Source organism: Rhizobium sp. CG5 (assembly GCF_023701945.1).
Classification (GTDB): Bacteria; Pseudomonadota; Alphaproteobacteria; order Rhizobiales; family Rhizobiaceae; genus Allorhizobium.
Genome location: NZ_JABAEF010000001.1, coordinates 1 through 22,629, shown reverse-complemented (window position 1 = coordinate 22,629; position 22,629 = coordinate 1). Strand labels below are relative to the sequence as shown.

20 protein-coding genes are annotated in these 22,629 nt (G+C 63.4%); 15 read left to right on the top strand and 5 right to left on the bottom strand.

Annotated features, from left to right (window positions below; translation table 11 throughout):
* Positions 1 to 9: 9 nt before the first annotated feature.
* The 5 genes from HGO38_RS00100 (at position 10) to HGO38_RS00080 (ending at position 5,770) form a co-directional block, all read left to right on the top strand.
* The gene (locus HGO38_RS00100; protein ID WP_250953888.1) at positions 10 to 198 is read left to right on the top strand and encodes a hypothetical protein; all 189 of its coding nucleotides are present in this window, start codon (positions 10 to 12) and stop codon (positions 196 to 198) included.
* 290 nt (positions 199 to 488) lie between these two features.
* A complete protein-coding gene (carB, locus tag HGO38_RS00095) occupies positions 489 to 3,977 on the top strand; it encodes a carbamoyl-phosphate synthase large subunit (protein WP_250953887.1) in 3,489 nt (1,162 codons plus the stop codon).
* Between the two features lie 530 nt (positions 3,978 to 4,507).
* Positions 4,508 to 4,861: an ArsR/SmtB family transcription factor gene (locus HGO38_RS00090; RefSeq protein ID WP_250953886.1), complete on the top strand. Its 354-nt coding sequence runs from the start codon at positions 4,508 to 4,510 to the stop codon at positions 4,859 to 4,861.
* Positions 4,854 to 5,306, top strand: a complete 453-nt coding sequence (locus HGO38_RS00085; protein ID WP_250953885.1) for an SRPBCC family protein — start codon at positions 4,854 to 4,856, stop codon at positions 5,304 to 5,306. The genes HGO38_RS00090 and HGO38_RS00085 overlap by 8 nt, the downstream gene beginning before the upstream one ends.
* Positions 5,303 to 5,770, top strand: a complete 468-nt coding sequence (locus HGO38_RS00080; RefSeq protein WP_250953884.1) for an SRPBCC family protein — start codon at positions 5,303 to 5,305, stop codon at positions 5,768 to 5,770. Before HGO38_RS00085 ends, HGO38_RS00080 begins: the two co-directional genes overlap by 4 nt.
* A gap of 74 nt (positions 5,771 to 5,844) precedes the next feature.
* On the opposite strand, the gene HGO38_RS00075 is transcribed toward HGO38_RS00080, so the two are convergent.
* Positions 5,845 to 7,308: a UdgX family uracil-DNA binding protein gene (locus HGO38_RS00075; RefSeq protein WP_250953883.1), complete on the bottom strand. Its 1,464-nt coding sequence runs from the start codon at positions 7,306 to 7,308 to the stop codon at positions 5,845 to 5,847.
* Positions 7,305 to 8,540: a putative DNA modification/repair radical SAM protein gene (locus tag HGO38_RS00070; RefSeq protein ID WP_250953882.1), complete on the bottom strand. Its 1,236-nt coding sequence runs from the start codon at positions 8,538 to 8,540 to the stop codon at positions 7,305 to 7,307. The genes HGO38_RS00075 and HGO38_RS00070 overlap by 4 nt, the downstream gene beginning before the upstream one ends.
* A gap of 164 nt (positions 8,541 to 8,704) precedes the next feature.
* Here HGO38_RS00070 and HGO38_RS00065 point away from each other — a divergent pair, with 164 nt between their 5' ends.
* The 3 genes from HGO38_RS00065 (at position 8,705) to HGO38_RS00055 (ending at position 12,170) form a co-directional block, all read left to right on the top strand.
* On the top strand, positions 8,705 to 10,261 hold the full coding sequence (locus HGO38_RS00065) for an MFS transporter (protein WP_502941475.1): 1,557 nt from the start codon (positions 8,705 to 8,707) through the stop codon (positions 10,259 to 10,261).
* A 182-nt stretch (positions 10,262 to 10,443) separates the two neighbouring features.
* Positions 10,444 to 10,920 (top strand): transcription elongation factor GreA, encoded by a 477-nt coding sequence (gene greA / locus HGO38_RS00060; RefSeq protein WP_250953881.1) that lies wholly within the window; start codon positions 10,444 to 10,446, stop codon positions 10,918 to 10,920.
* 143 nt (positions 10,921 to 11,063) lie between these two features.
* Positions 11,064 to 12,170 carry a glycosyltransferase family 10 domain-containing protein gene (locus tag HGO38_RS00055; protein ID WP_250953880.1) on the top strand — a complete coding sequence of 369 codons (1,107 nt, stop codon included), beginning with the start codon at positions 11,064 to 11,066 and terminating at the stop codon, positions 12,168 to 12,170.
* 4 nt (positions 12,171 to 12,174) lie between these two features.
* On the opposite strand, the gene HGO38_RS00050 is transcribed toward HGO38_RS00055, so the two are convergent.
* On the bottom strand, positions 12,175 to 12,906 hold the full coding sequence (locus HGO38_RS00050) for a hypothetical protein (protein WP_250953879.1): 732 nt from the start codon (positions 12,904 to 12,906) through the stop codon (positions 12,175 to 12,177).
* Positions 12,907 to 13,152: 246 nt separating this feature from the next.
* Between HGO38_RS00050 and HGO38_RS00045 the strand changes: the two genes are divergently transcribed.
* Both HGO38_RS00045 and HGO38_RS00040 read left to right on the top strand, forming a co-directional pair.
* Positions 13,153 to 14,343 (top strand): glycosyltransferase family 4 protein, encoded by a 1,191-nt coding sequence (locus tag HGO38_RS00045; protein ID WP_250953878.1) that lies wholly within the window; start codon positions 13,153 to 13,155, stop codon positions 14,341 to 14,343.
* A gap of 1 nt (position 14,344) precedes the next feature.
* A complete protein-coding gene (locus HGO38_RS00040) occupies positions 14,345 to 15,322 on the top strand; it encodes a mitochondrial fission ELM1 family protein (RefSeq protein ID WP_250953877.1) in 978 nt (325 codons plus the stop codon).
* 13 nt (positions 15,323 to 15,335) lie between these two features.
* On the opposite strand, the gene HGO38_RS00035 is transcribed toward HGO38_RS00040, so the two are convergent.
* Positions 15,336 to 15,803: an Lrp/AsnC family transcriptional regulator gene (locus tag HGO38_RS00035; RefSeq protein ID WP_250953876.1), complete on the bottom strand. Its 468-nt coding sequence runs from the start codon at positions 15,801 to 15,803 to the stop codon at positions 15,336 to 15,338.
* A gap of 244 nt (positions 15,804 to 16,047) precedes the next feature.
* Between HGO38_RS00035 and trxB the strand changes: the two genes are divergently transcribed.
* The 4 genes from trxB (at position 16,048) to HGO38_RS00015 (ending at position 19,969) form a co-directional block, all read left to right on the top strand.
* Entirely contained in the window at positions 16,048 to 17,022 is a 975-nt protein-coding gene (trxB, locus tag HGO38_RS00030; RefSeq protein ID WP_250953875.1) for a thioredoxin-disulfide reductase, read from the top strand.
* Positions 17,023 to 17,041: 19 nt separating this feature from the next.
* Positions 17,042 to 17,938 carry a LysR family transcriptional regulator VtlR gene (locus HGO38_RS00025; protein WP_250954486.1) on the top strand — a complete coding sequence of 299 codons (897 nt, stop codon included), beginning with the start codon at positions 17,042 to 17,044 and terminating at the stop codon, positions 17,936 to 17,938.
* A gap of 559 nt (positions 17,939 to 18,497) precedes the next feature.
* On the top strand, positions 18,498 to 18,791 hold the full coding sequence (locus tag HGO38_RS00020; RefSeq protein ID WP_352230455.1) for an ArsR/SmtB family transcription factor: 294 nt from the start codon (positions 18,498 to 18,500) through the stop codon (positions 18,789 to 18,791).
* 77 nt (positions 18,792 to 18,868) lie between these two features.
* The gene (locus tag HGO38_RS00015; RefSeq protein WP_250953873.1) at positions 18,869 to 19,969 is read left to right on the top strand and encodes an alkene reductase; all 1,101 of its coding nucleotides are present in this window, start codon (positions 18,869 to 18,871) and stop codon (positions 19,967 to 19,969) included.
* 287 nt (positions 19,970 to 20,256) lie between these two features.
* On the opposite strand, the gene HGO38_RS00010 is transcribed toward HGO38_RS00015, so the two are convergent.
* Positions 20,257 to 21,297 (bottom strand): NAD-dependent epimerase/dehydratase family protein, encoded by a 1,041-nt coding sequence (locus HGO38_RS00010; protein ID WP_250953872.1) that lies wholly within the window; start codon positions 21,295 to 21,297, stop codon positions 20,257 to 20,259.
* A 94-nt stretch (positions 21,298 to 21,391) separates the two neighbouring features.
* On the opposite strand from HGO38_RS00010, the gene HGO38_RS00005 reads away from it, so the two are divergent.
* The gene (locus tag HGO38_RS00005; RefSeq protein WP_250953871.1) at positions 21,392 to 22,297 is read left to right on the top strand and encodes a LysR family transcriptional regulator; all 906 of its coding nucleotides are present in this window, start codon (positions 21,392 to 21,394) and stop codon (positions 22,295 to 22,297) included.
* Positions 22,298 to 22,629: the final 332 nt, after the last annotated feature.

Sequence of the window (22,629 nt, the reverse complement as noted above, 5' to 3'; positions counted from 1 at the left end):
GGAGTTGTCATGGGTATCGAACAGGCACCGACGGAAAAAGGCAGGCAGGCCGCGCGCGGTCTGCGCAAGAGCGCTGCAAAGGAAGAAAAGAAAGTGGAACACCAGAAGGGTTCGGATCTCGCCAAGGGCGCCGACCGCTTCGAGGAGCGCTCGAAAAGCTCCGACGGCCGGAGCGCCGGCACCAAGCAGGAATCGTAATATCGACGGCAATCGCTGCGTCACACCGGCGATTGCCGTTTCCTGAGCCTTACCGGTTAGCAGATCTCGACCGGGCCTGCCGCCAAACCCAAACACCCCACAGCCATGGTTCGCATGACGTAACCATGACACCATATTTCCTGTCGATGGCTCCATTTTCGGGGTTCCGCTTGGGGAAACATTTCCCTATAAGCCGCTTCTAGCCTGAAAACACCACATCTATGCGCCCGGCCGGTGAGCCTCATCACCTTGGCCGGTTTTCTGCGCAGCTAGAAAGCGGATTAGCCACCATGCCCAAGCGCCAAGATATCAAGTCCATCCTCATCATCGGCGCGGGGCCGATCGTCATCGGCCAGGCATGCGAGTTCGACTATTCCGGCACCCAGGCCGTCAAGGCGCTGAAGGAAGAGGGCTACCGGGTCATCCTGGTCAACTCCAACCCGGCCACCATCATGACCGATCCAGGCCTGGCCGACGCAACATACGTCGAGCCGATCACCCCGGAAGTGGTCGCCAAGATCATTGCCAAGGAGCGTCCCGACGCGCTGCTGCCGACCATGGGCGGCCAGACCGCGCTCAACACCGCCCTGTCCCTGAAGCGCATGGGCGTGCTGGATCGCTATAATGTCGAGATGATCGGCGCCAAGCCCGCTGCCATCGACATGGCCGAAGACCGCGCCCTGTTTCGCGAAGCCATGGCCCGCATCGGCCTTGAAACGCCGAAATCCTTGCTGGCCAATGCCACCGACATCAAGGATCTCGACCGCAAGGCCCATGTCGCCGAGCGTGACAAGCTCAAGGCAGCCCTGTCCGGCGCTGACCTCGATACCGCACTCGACGCGCTGGAAAACCACTGGAATCTCGGCGAAAGCGACCGCAAGCAGCGCTACATGAACCATGCCATGGCGATCGCTGCCCAGGCGCTCGACGTCGTCGGCCTGCCGGCCATCATCCGCCCGTCGTTTACCATGGGCGGCACCGGCGGCGGCATTGCCTATAACCGCTCGGAATTCTTCGAGATCATCGGCTCCGGCCTCGACGCCTCGCCGACCACCGAAGTGCTGATCGAGGAATCGGTGCTCGGCTGGAAGGAATACGAGATGGAAGTCGTCCGCGACCACGCGGACAATTGCATCATCATCTGCTCGATCGAGAATATCGACCCGATGGGCGTCCATACCGGTGACTCGATCACCGTCGCCCCGGCGCTGACCTTGACCGACAAGGAATACCAGATCATGCGCAACGCCTCGATCGCGGTGCTGCGCGAGATCGGCGTGGAGACCGGGGGCTCGAACGTGCAGTTCGCCGTCAACCCGGCCGACGGCCGCCTGGTCGTCATCGAGATGAACCCGCGCGTCTCGCGCTCTTCCGCTCTGGCCTCCAAGGCCACCGGCTTCCCGATCGCCAAGATCGCCGCCAAGCTCGCCGTCGGCTACACCTTGGACGAACTCGACAACGACATCACCGGCGGCGCGACGCCGGCCTCGTTCGAACCGTCCATCGATTACGTGGTGACCAAGATCCCGCGCTTTGCCTTTGAGAAATTCCCCGGCGCCTCGCCGACGCTGACCACCGCGATGAAATCGGTCGGCGAAGTCATGGCCATCGGCCGCACATTCGCCGAATCGCTGCAGAAGGCGCTGCGCGGCCTGGAAACCGGCCTGACCGGCCTCGACGAGATCGAGATCCCCGGCCTCGACGACAATGGCGACAACAAGAACGCCATCCGCGCCGCCATCGGCACGCCGACCCCGGACCGCCTGCGCATGGTCGCCCAGGCCCTGCGCCTCGGCATGTCGCCGGAAGAAGTCCACGAAGGCTGCAAGATCGACCCCTGGTTCATCGCCCAGTTCAAGGCGATCGTCGACATGGAAGCCCGCATCCGCGAGCACGGCCTGCCGGACGATGCCGAGAACCTGCGCATGCTGAAAGCCATGGGCTTTTCCGATGCCCGTCTGGCAAGCCTCACCAAGAAGCGCCCGAAGGAAGTGGCCGAGCTGCGCAATGCCTTGAACGTGCGGCCCGTGTTCAAGCGCATCGACACCTGCGCTGCCGAATTCGCCTCGCCGACCGCCTATATGTACTCCACCTATGAGACGCCTTTCGTCGGTGAGGCCCGCTCCGAAGCCCAGGTTTCCGCTCGCAAAAAGGTCGTCATCCTCGGCGGCGGTCCGAACCGCATCGGCCAGGGCATCGAGTTCGACTATTGCTGCTGCCATGCCGCCTTCGCGCTGAAGGATGCAGGCTTCGAGGCGATCATGGTCAACTGCAACCCGGAAACCGTCTCGACCGACTACGACACATCGGACCGCCTCTATTTTGAGCCGCTGACCGCCGAAGACGTCATCGAAATCCTGCGCGCCGAACAGGAGAACGGTGAACTGGTCGGCGTCATCGTGCAGTTCGGTGGCCAGACGCCGCTGAAGCTCGCCGAAGCGCTCGAAAAGAACGGCATCCCGATCCTCGGCACCGCACCCGACATGATCGATCTGGCCGAAGACCGCGACCGCTTCCAGAAGCTGCTGATGAAGCTCGACCTCAACCAGCCCAACAACGGCATCGCCTATTCCGTCGAGCAGGCCCGCGTTGTCGCCGCCGAAATCGGCTTCCCGCTGGTGGTGCGCCCGTCTTATGTTCTCGGCGGCCGCGCTATGCAGATCATCCATTCGGAATCCATGCTGCAGAGCTACCTGCTCGACACCGTTCCGGGCCTCGTGCCGGAAGACATCAAGCAGCGTTATCCCAACGACAAGACCGGCCAGATCAACACCCTGCTCAGCAAGAACCCGCTGCTGTTCGACAGCTACCTGACCAATGCCGTCGAAGTCGACGTCGATGCGCTCTGCGATGGCACGGATGTCTTCGTCACCGGCATCATGGAGCATATCGAAGAGGCCGGCATCCATTCCGGCGACAGCGCCTGCTCGCTGCCGTCGCGGCTGCTGAGCGAAGAGGTGCTGGACGAGCTGGAACGCCAGACCACGGCGCTCGCCAAGGCGCTCAATGTCGGCGGCCTGATGAACGTGCAATATGCCATCAAGGACGGCACGATCTACGTTCTGGAAGTCAACCCGCGCGCCTCGCGCACCGTGCCCTTCGTCGCAAAAACCATCGGCGCGCCGATCGCCAAGATCGCCGCCCGCATCATGGCCGGCGAAAAGCTCGAAGCGGCCATCGCCGCCTATGGCAAGAAGCCCGATCCGCGCAACCTGAAGCACATCGCCGTCAAGGAAGCCGTCTTCCCGTTTGCCCGCTTCCCCGGCGTCGATACGTTGCTTGGGCCCGAAATGCGCTCGACCGGCGAGGTGATTGGCCTCGACACCGATTTCGCGCTGGCCTTTGCCAAGAGCCAGCTCGGCGCCGGCGTCGAACTGCCGCGCGACGGAACGGTCTTCGTGTCGATCCGCGACGAGGACAAGGAGCGCGTCCTGCCGGCCGTGCAGCTGCTGACCGAGATCGGCTTCAAGGTCATGGCAACCGGCGGCACGCAGCGCTTCCTCGCCGAAAACAACATCGCCGCCATCAAGATCAACAAGGTTCTTGAAGGCCGGCCGCATATCGAGGATGCCATCCGCAATCGGCAGGTTCAGCTGGTGATCAACACCACCGACGGCAATAAGGCGATCTCGGACAGCAAATCGCTGCGCCGCGCCGCGCTGATGCAGAAGGTGCCGTACTACACCACCATGGCCGGCGCTCTGGCCGCCGCCCAGGCCATCCAGGCCCTGAAGAAGGGCCAGCTGGAAGTCCGCCCGCTGCAGAGCTACTTCGAATAAAAAGCCTTTAAATTCAACGTCTCACAGGCCCTGCCGGGAAACCGGCGGGGCTTTTTTTATGCCCGTCTCTCCCCTTGCGCCACGTTATCCACAGGCCTTCAGCCGGATCGGCGTCCCCTGTTGGCACAGCCTGTGCCGTGCTGCGATCATTCGGGACATACCCGCAAAAAGCGTTAACGGTGCGTAAATGCTAACAAAGGTTTAATTGCGCAAGTCAATCTCGAGGCATTATCACTGCAATCGTCAACGCTGCCTAAAACGGATCGCACTCATGACCACCCGGATGAAATACCTTCTGATAGCGATCGTATTCTCGGTCATCGTATGGATTGCCGCGATTGCCGGGTTTGCCGAATTGCTGCGCTTTGTGACGCGCTATCTCTAACCGCCGCACCGAACGCCGTGCCTCGCCTGTTCTCCCGCCCGTCAAGCGTTGAAACGCCTTGCACCATCCAGTCGATCGAGCCCGTTGACCGCCTTCGGCTTTCAGTGTATTTAGCCATTTAGTTAATTAACCGAATGGCTAACTAATGTCTGTCGACCCCCTGTCCGAGACCCTGTCCGCGCTCGCCGACCCCACCCGTCGGGCGATCCTGGCGCGGCTTTCGCTGGGCGAGGCGACGGTCAACGAACTGGCCGAGCCTTTCTCCATGAGCCTTCCGGCCGTCTCCAAGCATCTGAAGGTGCTGGAGCGGGCAAAGCTGATCTCGCGAGGCCGCACCGCCCAATGGCGCCCCTGCCGCCTGGAAGCCGAGCCGCTGCAGCAGCTCGACACCTGGCTCGGCGATTATCGCACCCTCTGGGAAAAGCGCTTCGACCGGCTGGAAGCCTATCTCGACACCATCAGGACCCAGACCGACACCAAGAGCGACGACCATGAGTGAGCACCTGGAAATTCTCAACACGCGCCTCTTTGCAGCCAGCCGGCAGGCGGTGTTCGACGCCTTCGCCGAGCCAGAACAGCTGAAATTGTGGTGGGGGCCGGATGGCTTCACCAACAGCATTCCCGAATTCGACCTGCGGCCCGGCGGCAAATGGCGGATCGTCATGACCGCCTCCGACGGCACGGATTTCGACAACCACTGCACCTTCGAGGAGGTCGTGGTTCCCGAGCGCATCAGCTACGTCCATCATCTGCCGATGCATGTCTTCTCGATGGAAATGACCTTCGACGAGGAAGCAGGCGGCACCCGCCTCACCTGGCGCATGCTCTTCGAGCCGACGTACGAAAACCGGCAATTGCAGAAATTCCTGGCCGCCGCCAACGAGCAGAATTTCGACCGCCTGGAACACCATCTCCATCACCAACCCGGAAAGCCCCGACCATGACAGTCCCAGCCGATCCGAACCGAACCATTTCCGTCAACCGCCTGATCAATGCGCCACCAGACCTGGTCTTCCGGATGTTCTCCTCGGCCGAACATCTCGATGCCTGGTGGGGGCCGGACGGTTTCACCAACGACACCCATGCGATGGATTTTTCCGTCGGCGGCCTGTGGCACTACACAATGCACGGTCCGGACGGCAAAGCCTGGCCGAACTGGATCCGTTACCGGGAGATCAGCCCGCCAACCCACCTTTTCTACGATCACGGCGGCGAGCTCGGCGAACCCGCCCTTTTCGAGGGCGAGATCCGCTTCGAGGCGGAAGGCGACAAGACCCGCGTGACACTGACCCTGGTCTTCCCGACGGCGGACGCGCGCAATGCGACGCTGAAATTCGGCGCGATCGACGGCGCCCACCAGACGCTGGCCAAGCTCGACGCCTATCTGGCCGGCAAGGTCGCGTCCTAGCCGCCCCTCTGCCATCACGCTTCACCATGACCATGCGGAGACCGTTTCCCGCATGGTCCCTTTCGCGGGCGAAGTCATGCTGACGACGGGCGTCCGGCCATCGATGCGGCGATCTGCCGGAAATCAGCCTTGAAGCGGCCAAGCTCCTCCACGCGCTTTGCCTCGTCCGGTAGGCGCAACAGGTAGGCGGGATGCACCGTGACGAACAGGTTGGTGCCGTCCGCCATCGCCTGCTCGCCGCGCATGTCGGACAGTGCTACTCGCTCGCCCGTCAGGCTTGTCAGCGCCGTCGCCCCCATGGCGACGATCAGCCTGGGTTTTACCAGGGCGATCTCCTGGGCAAGCCACCAGCGACAGATTTCCACTTCGCCGCTGCTGGCCCGCTGGTGGATGCGGCGCTTGCCGCGCGGCTGATATTTGAAATGCTTGACCGCATTGGTCAGGTAGATGCTTTGCCGATCGAGACCGGCGTTTGCCATCACACCGTTCAGCAAGCGTCCGGCCGGACCGACAAACGGCCGTCCGGTCAGATCCTCCTCGTCGCCTGGCTGCTCGCCGACGATCATCACCCGGGCATCCGCCGGCCCCTCGCCGAACACGGTCTGCGTGGCATGGCAATGGATGGGACAGCGTGTGCAACGCGCTGCCTGTTGCCGCAGAGCATCGAGCGATCCCGCTTCCGCAAGCGGCTCCTCGACAAGCTCCGCCACCCGCAGCCGGTGGTGAAAGGCCGGCGGCAGGGTCGGCGCCCGCTCCGCCATCTCGATCACCCGCGCCTCGGCAGAGGCAATCAGGCCGGGGATGAGTTCGGCTTCCGGCAGGTTCTTCCAGTATTTCTTCGGCATCTCCGTCATCATCATTTTGACCTTCAGCCGGGCCGGGTTGAAGATCGAGGCGTAATAGATACGCCAGAGATCATCGGTCTCATCGGAAAGATCGGGTTTGTCCGCCGGACCATCGGTCGTCAGCAGTTGCTCGCCATCCCAGCTGGCGGACCCCTTCGGGGTCGCGATCAGCCAGTCCATGTCGTTGAACCGGCGCTGGAAAAACGGCGCCACCCGCGCGATGATGAAATGATCCGGCTCGAACCAGGCGATGAACCGCCGCCGTCCGGCTGTTCCTGGCGGCAGCGGTATTTCCTTGAACCGCACGAAGGCCGTCATCTTGTGATATTCTCGCCGCACCGACTGCGCCCAGCGTCTCGCCTGCACCACATCGGCATCCGAGCGGATCTCCAGCAGGTTGCGATCCCGCGACAAACGCCACAGCAGGCGATAGAGCAACCCGAACCGCATCGGCTCGGCATGGCAGAGGACCGCCTCGGCCAGCGTGACGAATTCGGCCGGCACATGCGGCGGCTTGGCATTCGCCAAGGGATCGGGCGGTGGCGTGGGAGTCGCGGCAAACAGGCCATCCTCATCGCCGGCCATTAGCCAATCGACCTGCTGCGGCTCGACGCCGGCCAGCAGCAAGGCCCGCGCCGCGACGCGCCATTCCTCAAAATCGCCCCGGCCCTTCAGAACCACGCAATGCCTCATAGCAAAGCGAGCTGCACCGGCGGCGGCGCAAAGACACTTCTAAGATCGCTTCGGTCGGTCAGTTTCATCGGCGTCCAGCCCTCAGCGACGATGAAGGCGCGAACCTTCTTCAGCGACACATTGAGCCGCTTCAAATCCTCCAGCCGCAGCCGGCAATGGCGCCGCGCCGACAGCACCGATTGCACCGTCTTCACCCCGAACCCCGGCACTCTCAGCAGCGTCTCCTTGTCGGCCCGGTTGACGTCGACGGGAAAGCTCTCCCGATGCGCCAGCGCCCAGGCAAGCTTCGGATCAAGGTCGAGGTCGAGCATGCCGTTCGTCTGTGCCGAGGTGATCTCGGCGATATCGAAACCGTAGAAGCGATAGAGCCAGTCGGCCTGGTAGAGCCGGTGTTCGCGCATCAGCGGCGGCTTGACCAGCGGCAGATGCCGCGAGGCATCGGGGATCGGGCTGAAGGCGGAGTAATAGACCCGCTTCAGCTGGTAGCTGCCGTAAAGCCTGGCGCTGGTGCCCAGAATCGTCGCATCGTTGGCGCCATCGGCCCCGACGATCATCTGCGTGCTCTGGCCCGCCGGCGCAAAGGTCCGGCGCCGTTTGGTCTGCAGCGTCTTGTCGCCCATCTCCTCGATCTTCAGGCGCAGAGCGCCCATGGAGCGGCGAATGCCCTCGGGACGCTTCTGCGGCGCAAAATCGTAGATGCCCTTGTCGGTCGGCAGCTCGATATTGATCGACAGCCGGTCGGCATAAAGCCCCGCCTCCTCGATCAGCGCCTGGGACGCCTCCGGAATCGTCTTCAGATGGATATAGCCGCGAAAGTTATGGGTGGTCCTGAGTTCCCGCGCCACCCGCACCATCTCCTCCATCGTGTGGTCGGACGAGCGGATGATGCCCGACGACAGGAACAGACCCTCGATATAGTTCCGCCGATAGAATTCCAGCGTCAGCCACACCACCTCCTCCGGCGTGAAGCGGGCCCGCGCCACATTGCTGGACGAGCGGTTGATGCAATAGACGCAATCATAGATGCAGAAATTCGTGAGCAGGATCTTCAACAGCGAAATGCACCGTCCGTCGGGCGCATAGGCGTGGCAGATCCCCGATCCTTCCGTCGAACCGAGCCCGCCGGATGTCCCGGAATGCCGCTTGGTGGTTCCGCTGGAGGCACAGGACGCATCGTATTTCGCCGCATCCGAGAGAATGGCGAGGCGTTCTTTAAGGGATTTTACTGCCATATTTGTTCACTATATGTTCTTTTCAAATTCGTCAAGCTGCGCTAGGATGGAACAAAGCGCATCCGGAGCCGAGCATGGGACGCCGCCGCAGCTTGGCTGCCGCTCGGGAATTTGGCATGTGGGGTGACAACAGAGGGCCGACCTCGAGGCCTCGGACACGGAAGATGACCATGCAGGATGGAACGCCCGTACCGCCGCAACTGGCCGGCCGCCGCGAATGGATCGGGCTGGGGATCCTGTCGATCGCCTGCCTGATCTATTCCATGGATCTGTCGGTGCTGTTCCTCGCCATGCCGGCCATCGTCTCCGAACTCGACCCGAGTGCGGCCGAGCTGCTGTGGATCAACGATATCTACGGCTTCATGGTCGCCGGCTTCCTCGTCACCATGGGCACGCTCGGCGACCGCATCGGCAGGCGCAAGGTCCTGCTGATCGGCGCCGCCGGTTTTGGCGCGGCCTCGATCTTGGCCGCCTTCTCGACATCGGCCCTGATGCTGATCGTGGCGCGCGCTTTGCTGGGTGTGGCCGGCGCCACCATCGCGCCTTCGACCCTGTCGCTGGTCGTCAATCTGTTTCGTAACGAGGCCGAGCGCAATCGCGCCATCGGCATCTGGGGCACGGCCTTTGCCCTGGGCGGCCTGGTCGGCCCGTTGATCGGCGGTGTGCTGCTACAATATTTCCATTGGGGATCGGTGTTCCTGATCAACGTGCCGGTCATGCTGATCCTCATCGTGCTCGCCCCGTTCCTGCTGCCGGAATATCGCAGCGAAAAATCCGGCCCCCTGGATCTCATCAGCGTCGGCCTGTCGCTCGCCACCGTCCTGCCGGTGATCTACGCATTCAAGCAGATCGCCACCGACGGCTTCCAGGCGGTGCACGGCCTGCCGATCGCGCTCGGAATAGCCGTCGGCACCCTGTTTGTCCGGCGGCAGCGGCGGCTTGCCGATCCGCTGATCGACCTTGCTTTGTTTCGCATTCCTGCCTTCTCCGCATCGCTGCTGGTCAACCTGGCCGGCGTGTTCTTCGTCTTTGGCATCTTTCTCTACCAGAACCTGTTTTTGCAGCTGGTGCTGGGCCTGTCGCCGCTCGATGCCGCGCTCTGGTCGGTCGTGCCGGGCCTGGTCTTTACCGTGATGTCGCTGCAGGCCTATCGCATCACCAACCGCTTCGGCGCGGTGCGCACCGTGCTGTTCGGCCTGCTCATCTATGCCGCCGGCACGACGGTGATGGGCCTTTCCGCCTATGGTCAGAACCTCTACGGCATCCTGGCCGGCAGCATGCTGATCGCCATCGGCTTCGTGCCCTGCATCCTCACCACGACAGGCCTGATCGTCGGCACCAGCCCGCCGGAACGCGCCGGTGCCGCCTCCGCCATGTCGGAGACCAGCGCCGAATTCGGCGGTGCGCTGGGCGTCGCCCTGCTCGGCAGCCTCGGCAGTCTCGTCTATCGTGTCGCCATGCAGGATGTCGACCTGACTGTCTTGCCTGGGCCGTCGGTGGAAAGCGTGCGCGCGACACTTGCCGGCGCCGTCGATACCGCCAAGCTGCTGGGGTCCGAGACGTCGCAACTGTGGCTGGCGCAGGCCCGCGACGGCTTTTCGCTCGGCTTTGCCATCTGCTGCGGCCTGGCCACGGTGACGCTGCTGGCGCTGGCGCTGATTGCCGGCCGTGTCTATGGCCGCACTGACATGGCGAGCGCCGGCCATCATGCCGGCCATTAGCCCGAGACAAGGCCGCGATTGCCGCCCGGATCAAAGCCTCCACGAAACTTCTGGAAATTGCCGTAGCCTATCTGCTATAGTCGTCACAGATCTGATTTGAAACATGGTTCCGGGGCTCTGCTTCGGAACCTGTTTTTCTTTGTGCCCGCCGATGCGGTCATGGGAGAGTGAAGGAAGAGGACATGGTTGAAAAGGTACCGATGACGCAGAACGGCTTCGCCAGGCTGCAGGAAGAACTGCGTTGGCGTCAGCAGGAAGAGCGTCCGAGAATCATTGAGGCGATCGCCGAGGCGCGCGCCCATGGTGACCTTTCCGAAAATGCCGAATATCACGCCGCCAAGGAAGCCCAGAGCCACAACGAGGGCCGCGTCGGCGAGCTGGAAGATTTCATCGCCCGCGCCGAGGTGATCGACCTGTCGAAAATGTCCGGCAGCAAGATCAAGTTCGGCGCAACCGTCAAGCTGATCGACGAGGACACCGAAGAGGAAAAGACCTATCAGATCGTCGGCGACCAGGAAGCCGACGTCAAGCAGGGCCGCATCTCGATCTCCTCGCCCATCGCCCGCGCGATGATCGGCAAGGAAGTCGGCGATTCGATCGAGGTCGTCGCCCCCGGCGGCTCCAAGGCCTACGAGATCCTCGCGGTCAATTGGGGCTGAGCCCTGACGATAGATCCGCGACCAGGCCCTTGGGCGTGTCGCAGATCGGCTGAGACAACAGACATGCCGGCGATTGGTTTACCCCGAACGCCGGCTTTGTCTTGAATGGGCCCCGGCGGACCGGAGACCGGAATGAGACGGACATGACAGCAGACCTTGATCACAAGACCAGTCCCGCAGCGGGCTCGACCAACGACCACCCGCCGGGACCTCCCTTGCTCGTCAAGGTGATGAGCCGGGGCGGCGACCTCAACGGCGTCAGCCGCCTGTCGCGCCAGCTGCTGGATGGCTGGGCGGAGGCACAAGGCTTGCGCTTCACCTTCGATCCGGCGGCGCGCGGCTATGATTGGCTGGTGGTCTATGAAAACCTGCCGGCCGAACAGGGCGAGCGGCGGCCGATGCGCATCGAGCAGCTCGACTGCCCGCAGGCCAACACCGTCCTTTTGACCACCGAGCCGAGCGCCATCAAGATTTACGGCCGGGCCTATATCCGCCAGTTCGGCCATGTCGTCACCAGCCAGGAGCCCTTTGCGCTGCGCCATCCCGGCCGCATCTGGAGCCAGGCCGGCCTGCGTTGGTTCTACGGCGACGGCACCGACCATGCCATGACGGCCGATGAAATCGCCGGCCATGAACCGGAAAAGACCGCGGTCCTGTCGACCGTCTGCTCGACCAAGCGCCAGGGACATACCCTGCACCGGCTGCGCTACGATTTCACCCAGCTTGCCGCAGCCCGCCTGCCGGAAATGGACGTGTTCGGACGGGGACACCGCCCGCTCGACGACAAGGCCGAGGCGGTCGACGCCTACAAGTACCACCTGGCGATCGAAAACCACGTCGCCCCGCACCATTTCACCGAAAAGCTCGCCGATCCGTTCCTGGGCCTGGCGCTGCCCTTCTATTTCGGCGCGCCGAATGCTGCGGACTATTTCCCGGCCGACAGCTTCATCGCCATCGACATCCGCAAGCCGGACGAGGCCATCCGCATCATGCGCGAGGCCATCGATGGCAACGAATATGAACGCCGATTGCCCGCCATCCGCGAGGCTCGCCGCCGGGTGATTGAGGAACACAGCCTGTTTCCGCTGGTCGCGCGCGTCATCGCCAGCTCAAGTGCGGGCGCAGGCACTCGCGGTACGATCATGAGCCAGGCAGCGGCCAAACGCGCCCATCCGCTCGCAGCATTGGGCGACTTCCTGTTCCGCGAGGCGCTGCATCTGCGCAATCGCCTCGCAAATCTCGTCTCTTGACCGTTTAGCGCCAGTGTTCGTCGATCCACGGGGTCGGGCGAACATGCTTGTAAAGCTTCTTCCACCAGGCGGTGACGGGCCATAGTCCGATCACTGCCTCGTCCGGGTCCGGCTTGCCGGTGAAGGCGACGATGCGGGTGGCAGGCGGCAGCGGCGCCACCTTGAAGAAATTCATCGGCCATTTCGGCAGCAGCGTATGCTTGAAGCTGACGCACCACTCGGCCGGCCAATAGGTCAGGTTGCCGATCGAGCCGGACACGTAACGCTGCGATATGCCATATTTCGCCAGCGGCACTTCGGGGTCGCGCACGAAGTCGTCGTAGATATGGGTATAGGTGCCGATCCGCCAGCGATAGACCGAGGTATTGCCGATGCCCATGCCCGGCTGCGTCCAGTTTTCCGCGATGCAGAACTGACCGGGTGCATAGTCGAAGAAATCGTCGAGCGGGCCGGTGATCACCACATCGAGATCGACGAACAGCACATCGCCTTCGAGGTCGCCGAGCGGCACCTGCCACAGCGAAATCTTCCGCCACGGCTTCCAGGCCACTCTTTCAGGAATGGTGATCGGCGGCAGGGGAAAGATCTGCACTTCCGGATCGATGCCGGCACCGTCTTCGGTGAAGCAGACCAGCCGGGTCGGCCGCTGGGTGTGGCGTTTGATCATCGACCACAAGCGGTTCACGAAATCGCTCGGATAGCGCGTTCCCCATTTCATGCACACGATGGTCTGCATTCATCAAGCTCCTGTCATTCCGGCCATGTCCGTCAAACCGTCTCGGACACCAAGTGGCTCGTCCATAGACCAGATCGCCGGCCATGGGTAGCCGGCCGCACTGCAGTCCCCGCGAAAAGCAGAGGGCTCGCCGGACAATCGACCCGGACAATCGGCAGTGCCGGCTGCCCACGCGGGATTTGCACCTGATAGGCGATCCTATATAGGGTTTCCAGAAAATGGGTGTCACCCTACAAGGATGGTGAGATGGTAGCGGCTGCGACAGGCACATTGGGGGATGTCGGGAATTCCCGGCCGTCGGCACCCCGCATTCTGCAACTGCTGCCGGCTCTGGGCGACGGCGGCGTCGAGCGCAGCGCCGTCGAGATGGCGGAATACCTGTCGGCCCGTCAGCTGGACAATTGGGTGGTCAGCGCCGGCGGCCCGCTCGTGCCCCATGTCGAGGCGGCCGGTGGCCGCCATGTGACCCTCGATGTCGGCCGCAAATCGCCGGTTGCCTTGCTGTCCTCCGCCTGGTCTCTGGCCCGGCTGATCGATGCCGAGAAGATCGATATCGTCCACGCCCGCAGCCGCATGCCCGCCTGGGTCGCCCTGCTGGCCCTGCGCCTGGCGCGTCGCAAACCCGCCTTCCTGACTACCTTTCATGGCGTCTATGGCCACCGCAACGCCCTGAAGCGCTTTTATAATAGCGCCATGCTGCGCGGCCGCGCGGTGATTGCCAATTCTGAGTTCATCCGCCATCACATCGCCGAGGTCTACGGCTATCCCGACAGCCGGATCATCGTCGCGCCACGCGGCATCGATCCTGCCCTGTTCGATCCAGCTCTCTATTCTCGCCAGTCCCGCGACGCGATACGCGCCGATCTCGGTGGCCTGCCTGACGGACCGCTGGTCGTCATGGTCGGCCGCATCACCGGCTGGAAAGGCCATGCCGTGCTGATCGACGCTTTCGCCCGGCTCGCCGCCAAGAATGCCCGTCTGGCCATTGTCGGCGGCGGCGTGGATACGGCGGTGGCCGACCTCTGCCAGCGCATCGCCGCCCTCGACCTTGGCGACCGGGTCATGCTGACCGGCAGCCGCCGCGATATTCCGGCAATCCTGGCCGCCAGCGATCTCGCCATATCGGCATCGACGCTCCCCGAAGCCTTCGGCCGCGCCGCCATCGAAGCCCAGGCCATGGAGGTCCCGGTGGTCGCCACCGCCCATGGCGGCAGCCTGGAAACCGTGATGCCGGGGGTCACCGGCTGGCTTGTGCCGCCCGGCGATGCGCCGGCCCTGGCAGCCGCCATGACCGACGCGTTTTCCGACCGCGAGCGCCTCAGGGCCATGGGACGGGCCGCCCGCGCCCATGTCATGGACAAGTTCACCACGGCGACCATGCTGGACAACGAGTTCTCGGCCTACCAGCGTGTCCTGTCGCCGGACACCGCGCACTGACATGCCAGACCCTGTCACCCTACCCGGACCGACCGTCTGGATCCTGACCGACGGCAAGGCCGGCGACGAACAGCCGCTGATCGGCATCGCCGAGCAGATGGGCGTCGTGCCGTCCCTGCGGCATGTGGCGCCGCGCAAGCCCTTCGCGCTGCTGATGCCCTGGGGGCCGATCGACCCGAAAGACCACCCAGGAAAGCCCGGCTCGCCGCTGACCGGCCCCGCCCCCGACATCTGCCTTGCCACCGGCCGCCGCGCCGTCGCCTATCTGCGCGCCCTGAAGCGCAGGTCGCCCGGCACCCTGACCGTCTTCGTCAAGGATCCCCGCACCCGCCGGCACGGCGCCGATCTGGTCGTCGTGCAGAGCCATGATCGGCTGGCCGGCCGGGATGTGATGGTGGTGACGACCGCACCGAACCGGATCTCGGTGGCGCGACTGGATGCCATTCGACAGGCGCCGCCGACAAGCCTTGCCGCCCTGCCCGCGCCGCGCCTGGCCGTGCTGATCGGCGGCAACAGCCGTCATCACCGCTTTGAGCCGGGAGACATTGACCGGCTGATCTCCGGACTTGCCGACCGGCTCGACGCCGGCGCATCGCTGATGATCACCGCCTCGCGTCGCACCCCCGATGCGTTGAAAACAGCCCTGACCGACCTGTCGAAACGACCCAACACGGTGTTCTGGGATGGAACCGGGGACAACCCGCTTGTCGCCTATCTGGCGCTGGCCGATGCGGTGATCGTCACGGCCGACTCGACCAATATGATCGGCGAGGCGGCGGCGACCGGCAGGCCCGTCCAGGTCTTTCATCCGACCGGCGGCCACCCGAAGGTCAGCCGTTTCCTGGCATCGCTTGGCCAGCAGGCCGCCATCGGGACTTTCCCGGATCGCGAAGCCCACGACGGCTACGAGGCCGTCAACAGCACGCCCGGCATTGCCGCGGCAATCCTGTCCGCCTGGCGGGCGCGGATCGAACGGTAACGGCCACTCCGGCTCAGATTTCCACCAGACCGAGCCGCTTCACCTGCCGGATGGTCAGCATGGTGCGCACCGTGTCGACATGCTCGTAGGCGGTCAGCGTCTCGATGACGAAGTCCTGGAAGCAGGTCAGGTTTTCCGCCACGCAATGCAGCAGGAAATCGCTGTCGCCATTGACCATCCAGGCCTGGCGCACCAGCGGCCAGCCATTGGTGGCCGCGGCAAAGGCCTTGAGATTGGCCTCCGACTGGTGCTTCAGCCCGACCATGCAGAAGGCGACCAGATCGAAGCCGAGTTTCGGGGCGCTCAAGAGCGCGTGATAGCCCTCGATGATGCCGGCCTCCTCCAGCTTGCGCATGCGCCGCAGGCAGGGCGGCGCCGAGATGCCGACCCGGTCGGACAGCTCGACATTGGTCATTCTCCCGTCCCGTTGCAGTTCCCGGAGAATCTTCAGGTCGATAGCGTCCAGCTCGGCGCGAAACACGGCATGTGCCTTTCGTGGATTTCGATGCGCGTCTTGTATAGGAGACGGTAGAATACGCAAGAATCTGTCCCGGCCAAGACCGAAAATTGCCATGCGCCGATTTGCCCTGTTGTTAATGCAAGGCTGCCCTTGAATAAATGCATGCATCAATCATAAATGGAGCCGCGTACAGGCAGGGTGGACACATTATATAGCGCTCACCCACGCAACATGTCTGTTTGCTGCCGACCTGAAAGGAAGAACAATGTCTGCCCGTCACGCCAAGGTGCTGATCATCGGATCCGGCCCGGCCGGCTATACCGCCGCGATCTATGCTGCCCGCGCCATGCTCGAACCCGTCCTGATCGCCGGAATGGAACAGGGCGGCCAGTTGATGATCACCACCGATGTGGAAAATTATCCGGGCTTTGCCGATCCGATCCAGGGACCGTTCCTGATGGAGCAGATGCTCAAGCAGGCGATCCATGTCGGCACGCAAGTGGTCAACGATCTCGTCACCGAAGTTGAGACGACCCGCCGCCCCTTCACGGTCAAGACCGATTCGGGCGCCATATGGACGGCCGACACGCTGATCATCGCCACCGGCGCCAAAGCCAAATGGCTTGGCATCGAGAGCGAACAGCATTTTCAGGGTTTCGGCGTCTCGGCCTGCGCCACCTGCGACGGCTTCTTTTATCGCAACCGCGATGTGATGGTGGTCGGCGGCGGCAATTCGGCCGTCGAGGAAGCGCTCTATCTCTCCAATATCGCCAAGTCGGTGACCGTCGTGCATCGCCGCGACAGTTTCCGCTCGGAAAAGATCCTGCAGGAACGGCTGTTCGCCAAGGACAATGTCAAGGTCCTGTGGAACTCGGCCGTCGACGAGATCATCGGCGATGCCGCCAAGCCGCCGATTCCGCCCTCGGTCACCGGCGTGCGCATCCGCGATACCCAGACCGGTCAGATCACCGAAATGCCGATCCACGGCGTCTTCGTGGCGATCGGCCATGCGCCGGCGGTCGAACTGTTCAAGGGCAAGCTGAAGATCAAATCCAACGGCTATCTGTGGACCGCGCCTGATTCGACGGCCACCGACGTGCCCGGCATCTTTGCCGCCGGCGACGTCACCGACGACATCTACCGGCAGGCGATCACCGCGGCCGGCATGGGCTGCATGGCAGCGCTCGAAGCCGAACGCTATATGGCGACCCAACTGGCTCCGGCCGAAGCCGCGGAGTGAGATCATGAGAGGAGGAGGCATGCCGCTCGACTGGGATAAGCTGCGCATTTTCCACGCAGCGGCCGAAGCAGGCTCCTTCACCCATGCAGCCGACAAGCTGCATCTTTCGCAATCGGCCATCAGCCGGCAGGTCAGTTCGCTGGAACAGGACGTGGGGGTCAAACTCTTTCACCGCCACGCCCGCGGCCTGATCCTCACCGAACAGGGCGAATTGCTCTATCGCACCGCCCATGACGTGCTGCTGAAGCTTGAAACCGTCAAGATGCAGCTGACCGAGACCACGGAAAAGCCGAGCGGCAAGCTGCGCGTCACCACCACGGTCGGCCTCGGCCAGGGCTGGCTGACCGACAAGGTGCAGGAATTCCTGCAGCTCTATCCCGACATGTCGATCCAGCTGATCCTCGACAACGAGGAACTCGACGTCAACATGCGCCATGCCGACTGCGCCATCCGCCTGCGCCAGCCGCAGCAGTCGGACCTCATCCAGCGCAAGCTGTTCACGGTGCATATGCATGTCTATGCAGCACCCTCCTATATCAACCGCCATGGCGAGCCGCAGTCGATCGAGGATCTCGACCAGCACCGCATCATCTCGTTCGGCGAACCGGCGCCCAACTATCTTCTCGACGTCAACTGGCTGGAAGGCGCCGGCCGCTCGTCGGACAATCCGCGCGTGCCGCATCTGCAGATCAACAGCCAGACCTCGATCAAGCGCGCCTGCCTGCTGGGAATCGGTGTCGCTTTGCTGCCCGATTACATCGTCGGACGCGATCCCGGCCTGATCCAGCTCGCCATCAGCGCCGACGTTCCGTCCTTCGACACCTATTTCTGCTATCCGGACGAGATGAAGAACGCCGCCAAGCTGAAGGTCTTCCGCGACTTTATCGTCGCAAAGGCCCGGAATTGGAACTTTTAGGCGCGAAAAGCATGACTTTCGCACAGACCTGCTGACAGCGCATGCCAGACATGCATAAAAAAGCATTGTTCGCTGCACAAAAAACCACCATATCGCACTCAGCTGATGCACATGGTGGCTTTTTCCTCCCAGTTCCACCGCAGCAGCTGTTCCCCTCTGGAGGTTATTTGACCTTCACACTTTATGGGCCCTGGAGAAATCCGGTGGCCCTTTTTTTTGGCCGGGACTGAGCAACCTCCACCCGAGTTCCAGTGCCTGCGACAAAAAAATCCATAGGCCGCTATTGAAAGCCCTTGCATCTCCCAAGCCCTGCACCATATGAGAGTGCAGCTGATGCATCCTGCGTATACTTATCGTTTACGCCGCGTTAGCTGTTCCCCTCTGGAGGTCCTTGACCTTCACCCCTCAAGGGCGCCGGCATCTGCTGGTCGCCCTTTCTTTTTGTCCAGTGTTCTTTTTGTCAGCGTTCGGGCGACGCCAATTTTCGGCTTGGCCTTGAATATCGATGATCGTCGATACATATATCTGCTATGGACGATATGAGCCCGAGAGAGCCGACGTGAACACCGACGAGATCCTCAAAGCTTTGGCCCATCCGACCCGCGTCGAGATGCTGCAATGGCTGAAGGAACCGCAAAACCATTTCAGCGAGCAGGCCCATCCGCTGGAGATGGGCGTCTGCGCCGGACAGTTCGAGCGTTGCGGCCTGTCGCAATCGACGGTGTCGTCCCATCTGGCCACCCTGCAGCGCGCCGGCCTGATCAAATCGTCCCGTGTCGGCCAGTGGATTTTCTACAAGCGCGACGAAGAGACCATCGACGCCTTTCTCAAAAAGCTCAACGCGGCCCTCTGACCGGCCGCGTGCCCCCCGCCATTCCCACCTTCATTCCCTCCCCGACACCTCGCCAAGACCCCTTGAAAGGACATTTCATGACAACCCTGTTCGATCCCATCACCGTTGGTGACATGCAGCTCTCGAGCCGCATCGCCATGGCGCCGTTGACCCGCAACCGCTCGCCGAAGGCCGTGCCCAACGACCTCAACGTCACCTACTACGAACAGCGCGCCAGCGCCGGCCTGCTGATCACCGAAGGCACGCCGATCACCCAGCAGGGCCAAGGCTATGCCGACGTGCCCGGCCTCTACAAAAAAGAATCGCTCGACGGCTGGAAGCGCGTCACCGATGCCGTGCACAAGGCAGGCGGCAAGATCGTCACGCAGATCTGGCATGTCGGCCGCATTTCGCATACCAGCCTGCAGCCCGACAACGGCCAGCCTGTCGCTCCCTCGCCGATCACCGCCAAGACCAAGACCTACCTGATCGATGCCGAAGGCCATGGCTCCTTTGCCGAAACCTCGGAGCCGCGCGCCCTGACGCTTGATGAGATCCCCGGCATTCTCGAAGATTACCGTCTGGCCGCCCGCGCCGCGATCGATGCCGGCTTCGACGGCGTCGAGATCCACGCCGCCAACGGCTATCTGATCGACCAGTTCCTGCGCTCAAGCAGCAACCAGCGCACCGACGCCTATGGCGGCTCGATCGAGAACCGCGCCCGCCTCGCCATCGAAGTGGCCGAGACCGTCGCCAAGGAAATCGGCGGCGGCCGCACCGGCATCCGCATTTCGCCGGTCACCCCCGCCAACGACGTGTCCGATCCCGATCCGCAGCCGCTGTTCACCTATCTCGTCGAGAAGCTGGCACCGCTCGATCTCGCCTTCATCCATGTCATCGAAGGTGCGACCGGCGGCCCGCGCGACAACGTGCCCTTCGACTGGGATGCGCTACGCGAGGCCTACCGCGCCAAGGGCGGCAAGGCCGCCTGGATGGTCAACAACGGCTACGACCGCGCCATGGCGCTGGACGCCATCGCCTCCGGCAAGGCCGACATGGTGGCCTTCGGCCGCGCCTTCATCGCCAACCCTGATCTGGTCGCCCGCCTGAAGCAGGACGCCCCCCTTAACCAGGGCAACCGCGACACCTACTACGGCGGCGGCGCGCCGGGTTATACGGACTACCCGACCCTCGGCTGATTTGCTGATCGGCTGACCGAACACGACAGAAACCCGCCGCAGTTCATCACACTGCGGCGGATCTTTTTACGGCCGGCAAAGTCATCCTCGACACAAGCGACCTCCCTCTTCCGTCATTCCCGTGGTTCTTCCGTCATTCCCGCGAAAGCGGGAATCCAGCCACGGCGCGTCTGCGCCGTGAAAAAGTCTTTCGTGATCAAAGACATGATCACGCTGGATCCCGACTCAAGGCTGGGATGACGGAGAGCGACGTGCAGGCCGCTATTCGGCTCCCCCTTGGGGCGCGCTCAGGCCCCGGCCCTTCCAGACGCCGCGGTCAGCAGACGCACCGGCTGTGCCACGGCCGCATCCCTGACCTCCATACAGCCGAGGCCTTCCAGCGTCGCACGCACCGCCTGATCGAGTGGCGTGCGCGGTTCTTCGCCCAGCACCGCCACCAGCCGGCCATTGTCCAAACGCAGCGGTTCGCGCCACAGATAGCGCATTTCGCTCAACTCCCGGAACAACGGCACGACGGGCGACGCGAGCCGCACCAGCCACCACGGAAAGGCCTTGACCTTCAGATCGGCCCGTCCCGTCACCCGGCGGATCGCCGCGATCATCTGCTGGCCGTCTTCATCGAACACGCCGTCCATATGAAAGCGTGCAAAGGTTGGTAACGCGTCGACGCGCTCCACCAGCCGCACCATGGTCTCGGCCACGTCGGGCAGATAGGCCCATTGATGGCCGACGCCTTTTGCACCGGGATTGGTGACTGCGGTCACAGGCTTGCCCGGCGTCACCAGCCCCTGCGCAAACCAGTTATTGCCGGCCTTGGGCCCGAAGAAATCGCCGGCCCGAACCAGGATGACCGGCACGCCCGCGTCGGCTGCCGCCTCCAGCCGGCGCTCCAGCGCGACGCGGATCCTGCCCTTGCGGGTCACGGCATTCTGCGGGCTGTCCTCGCGCAGGACAGGAAAGGCATCCGGCCCGTAATTATAGACCGTGCCCGGCATCAGGATGCGCGCGCCGCTCGCCTTGGCCGCCGCGATCGTATTGTCGATCATCGGCAGAACCAGCTGGCCCCAGTTGCGATAACCCGGCGGGTTGACGGCATGCACGATCAGGCTGACGCCCTTGGCCGCCCGCATCACATCGTCGCGGCGCATCGCATCGCCTGGAACCCAGTCATAAGCCGGCATGCGGGTCTGCATTTCGGAAGCGTTGCGATGCAGGGCGCGGATGCGATAGCCGCGCGCGTGGAGCTTGGCGGCCACCGCCCCGCCAATCCCGCCGGTGGCGCCGAGAATGAGAGCAGTGGGATGGGCGGCTTCGGTGGAATGGGTCATGTCGGATCTCCTTCGTGTTGCGATGGAGCCAGTATCCGCCCGAAGCGGATCATACGGAATTGCCTATTATTCTATCCATGCTATACGGAAATAGATGAACGACACCGCACCCAGCTGGGATCACTACCGCACTCTGCTTGCCGTGCTGCGGCACGGATCGCTCTCGGCCGCCGCCCGCGATCTGGGCCTGACCCAGCCGACTGTCGGCCGCCATATCGATGCGCTGGAACGGATCAGCGGCGCGTCCCTGTTCCTGCGCACCCAGCAGGGCCTGCTGCCGACCGAAACCGCCGAACTGATGCGGGGTCATGCCGAGACCATGGCGGCCACGGTCGCCGCGCTTGCCCGCATGGCCTCGGGCTCGGCCACCGCCGTCAGCGGCACGGTGCGCATCAGTGCCAGCGAAGTGATCGGCATCGAGGTCCTGCCGCCGATGCTGGCAGACTTGCAGGATACCCATCCCGATCTCAGCATCGAACTGTCCCTGTCGGATGCCGTGGAGGATCTGCTGCAGCAGGAGGCAGACATTGCCGTGCGCATGGTCGAGCCGGCCCAGGGCGCTCTCATCAGCCGCCGCATCGGCCGCATCCCCTTGGGCTTCTTCGCCCACCGGCGCTACCTCGAAAAGCATGGCACCCCGCAGATCCAGGGCGAGCTTGCCACCCATCGGCTGATCGGCTTCGACCGGCAGCTGACCTATGTGCGCGCCATCCTCAAGCACCGCCCCGATCTCTCCGATATCCGCTTTTCGTTCCGGACCGACAGCAACCTGGCGCAATTGGCCGCCATCCGCGCCGGCGGCGGCATCGGCATGTGCCAGCTGTCGCTTGGCCGGCGCGATCCCGATCTGGTCGAGGTCCTGCCCGGCGCCCTCGACCTGTCGCTGGAAACCTTCGTGGTGATGCACGAAACCCTGAAAACCGCCCCCCGCTGCCGCGCCACCTTCGATGCGCTGGTAAAAGGCCTTGGCGCCTATGTCGCATCGGCAAGCCACGGATAGGCCGGTCCGGCCGGGGCGTTGCGCCTTGGACCGCCGTATGCGGCTTGCGTAGGCGCGTGCGGTTTACCCCCCTCTGCCTTGCCAGGCATCTCCCCCTCAAGGGGGGAGATCGGATCAGCCGAAACCGCTCATCCTTTCATGTGCCAAAGTCCTTGAATGCTTTGGGATCGAGCGGGTAGCCCCTCAATCCGATCTCCCCCCTTGAGGGGGAGATGCCCGGCAGGGCAGAGCATCTGTGTTTACTGTCAAGGTGGAGTTGGTGTCCAGAGGCGGTTTTGGGCGAGCAGGCAATTGGCCAAGACGATGAGCTTGCGCATGATGGCGACGAGGAT

Bases quoted from the DNA above. Each gene is read 5' to 3' on its own strand.
- HGO38_RS00100 (WP_250953888.1), top strand. From the start codon at position 10: ATGGGTATCGAACAGGCACCGACGGAAAAAGGCAGGCAGGCCGCGCGC.
- carB (WP_250953887.1), top strand. From the start codon at position 489: ATGCCCAAGCGCCAAGATATCAAGTCCATCCTCATCATCGGCGCGGGG.
- HGO38_RS00090 (WP_250953886.1), top strand. From the start codon at position 4,508: ATGTCTGTCGACCCCCTGTCCGAGACCCTGTCCGCGCTCGCCGACCCC.
- HGO38_RS00085 (WP_250953885.1), top strand. From the start codon at position 4,854: ATGAGTGAGCACCTGGAAATTCTCAACACGCGCCTCTTTGCAGCCAGC.
- HGO38_RS00080 (WP_250953884.1), top strand. From the start codon at position 5,303: ATGACAGTCCCAGCCGATCCGAACCGAACCATTTCCGTCAACCGCCTG.
- HGO38_RS00075 (WP_250953883.1), bottom strand. From the start codon at position 7,308: ATGAGGCATTGCGTGGTTCTGAAGGGCCGGGGCGATTTTGAGGAATGG.
- HGO38_RS00070 (WP_250953882.1), bottom strand. From the start codon at position 8,540: ATGGCAGTAAAATCCCTTAAAGAACGCCTCGCCATTCTCTCGGATGCG.
- HGO38_RS00065 (WP_502941475.1), top strand. From the start codon at position 8,705: ATGACCATGCAGGATGGAACGCCCGTACCGCCGCAACTGGCCGGCCGC.
- greA (WP_250953881.1), top strand. From the start codon at position 10,444: ATGGTTGAAAAGGTACCGATGACGCAGAACGGCTTCGCCAGGCTGCAG.
- HGO38_RS00055 (WP_250953880.1), top strand. From the start codon at position 11,064: ATGACAGCAGACCTTGATCACAAGACCAGTCCCGCAGCGGGCTCGACC.
- HGO38_RS00050 (WP_250953879.1), bottom strand. From the start codon at position 12,906: ATGCAGACCATCGTGTGCATGAAATGGGGAACGCGCTATCCGAGCGAT.
- HGO38_RS00045 (WP_250953878.1), top strand. From the start codon at position 13,153: ATGGTAGCGGCTGCGACAGGCACATTGGGGGATGTCGGGAATTCCCGG.
- HGO38_RS00040 (WP_250953877.1), top strand. From the start codon at position 14,345: ATGCCAGACCCTGTCACCCTACCCGGACCGACCGTCTGGATCCTGACC.
- trxB (WP_250953875.1), top strand. From the start codon at position 16,048: ATGTCTGCCCGTCACGCCAAGGTGCTGATCATCGGATCCGGCCCGGCC.
- HGO38_RS00025 (WP_250954486.1), top strand. From the start codon at position 17,042: ATGCCGCTCGACTGGGATAAGCTGCGCATTTTCCACGCAGCGGCCGAA.
- HGO38_RS00015 (WP_250953873.1), top strand. From the start codon at position 18,869: ATGACAACCCTGTTCGATCCCATCACCGTTGGTGACATGCAGCTCTCG.
- HGO38_RS00010 (WP_250953872.1), bottom strand. From the start codon at position 21,297: ATGACCCATTCCACCGAAGCCGCCCATCCCACTGCTCTCATTCTCGGC.
- HGO38_RS00005 (WP_250953871.1), top strand. From the start codon at position 21,392: ATGAACGACACCGCACCCAGCTGGGATCACTACCGCACTCTGCTTGCC.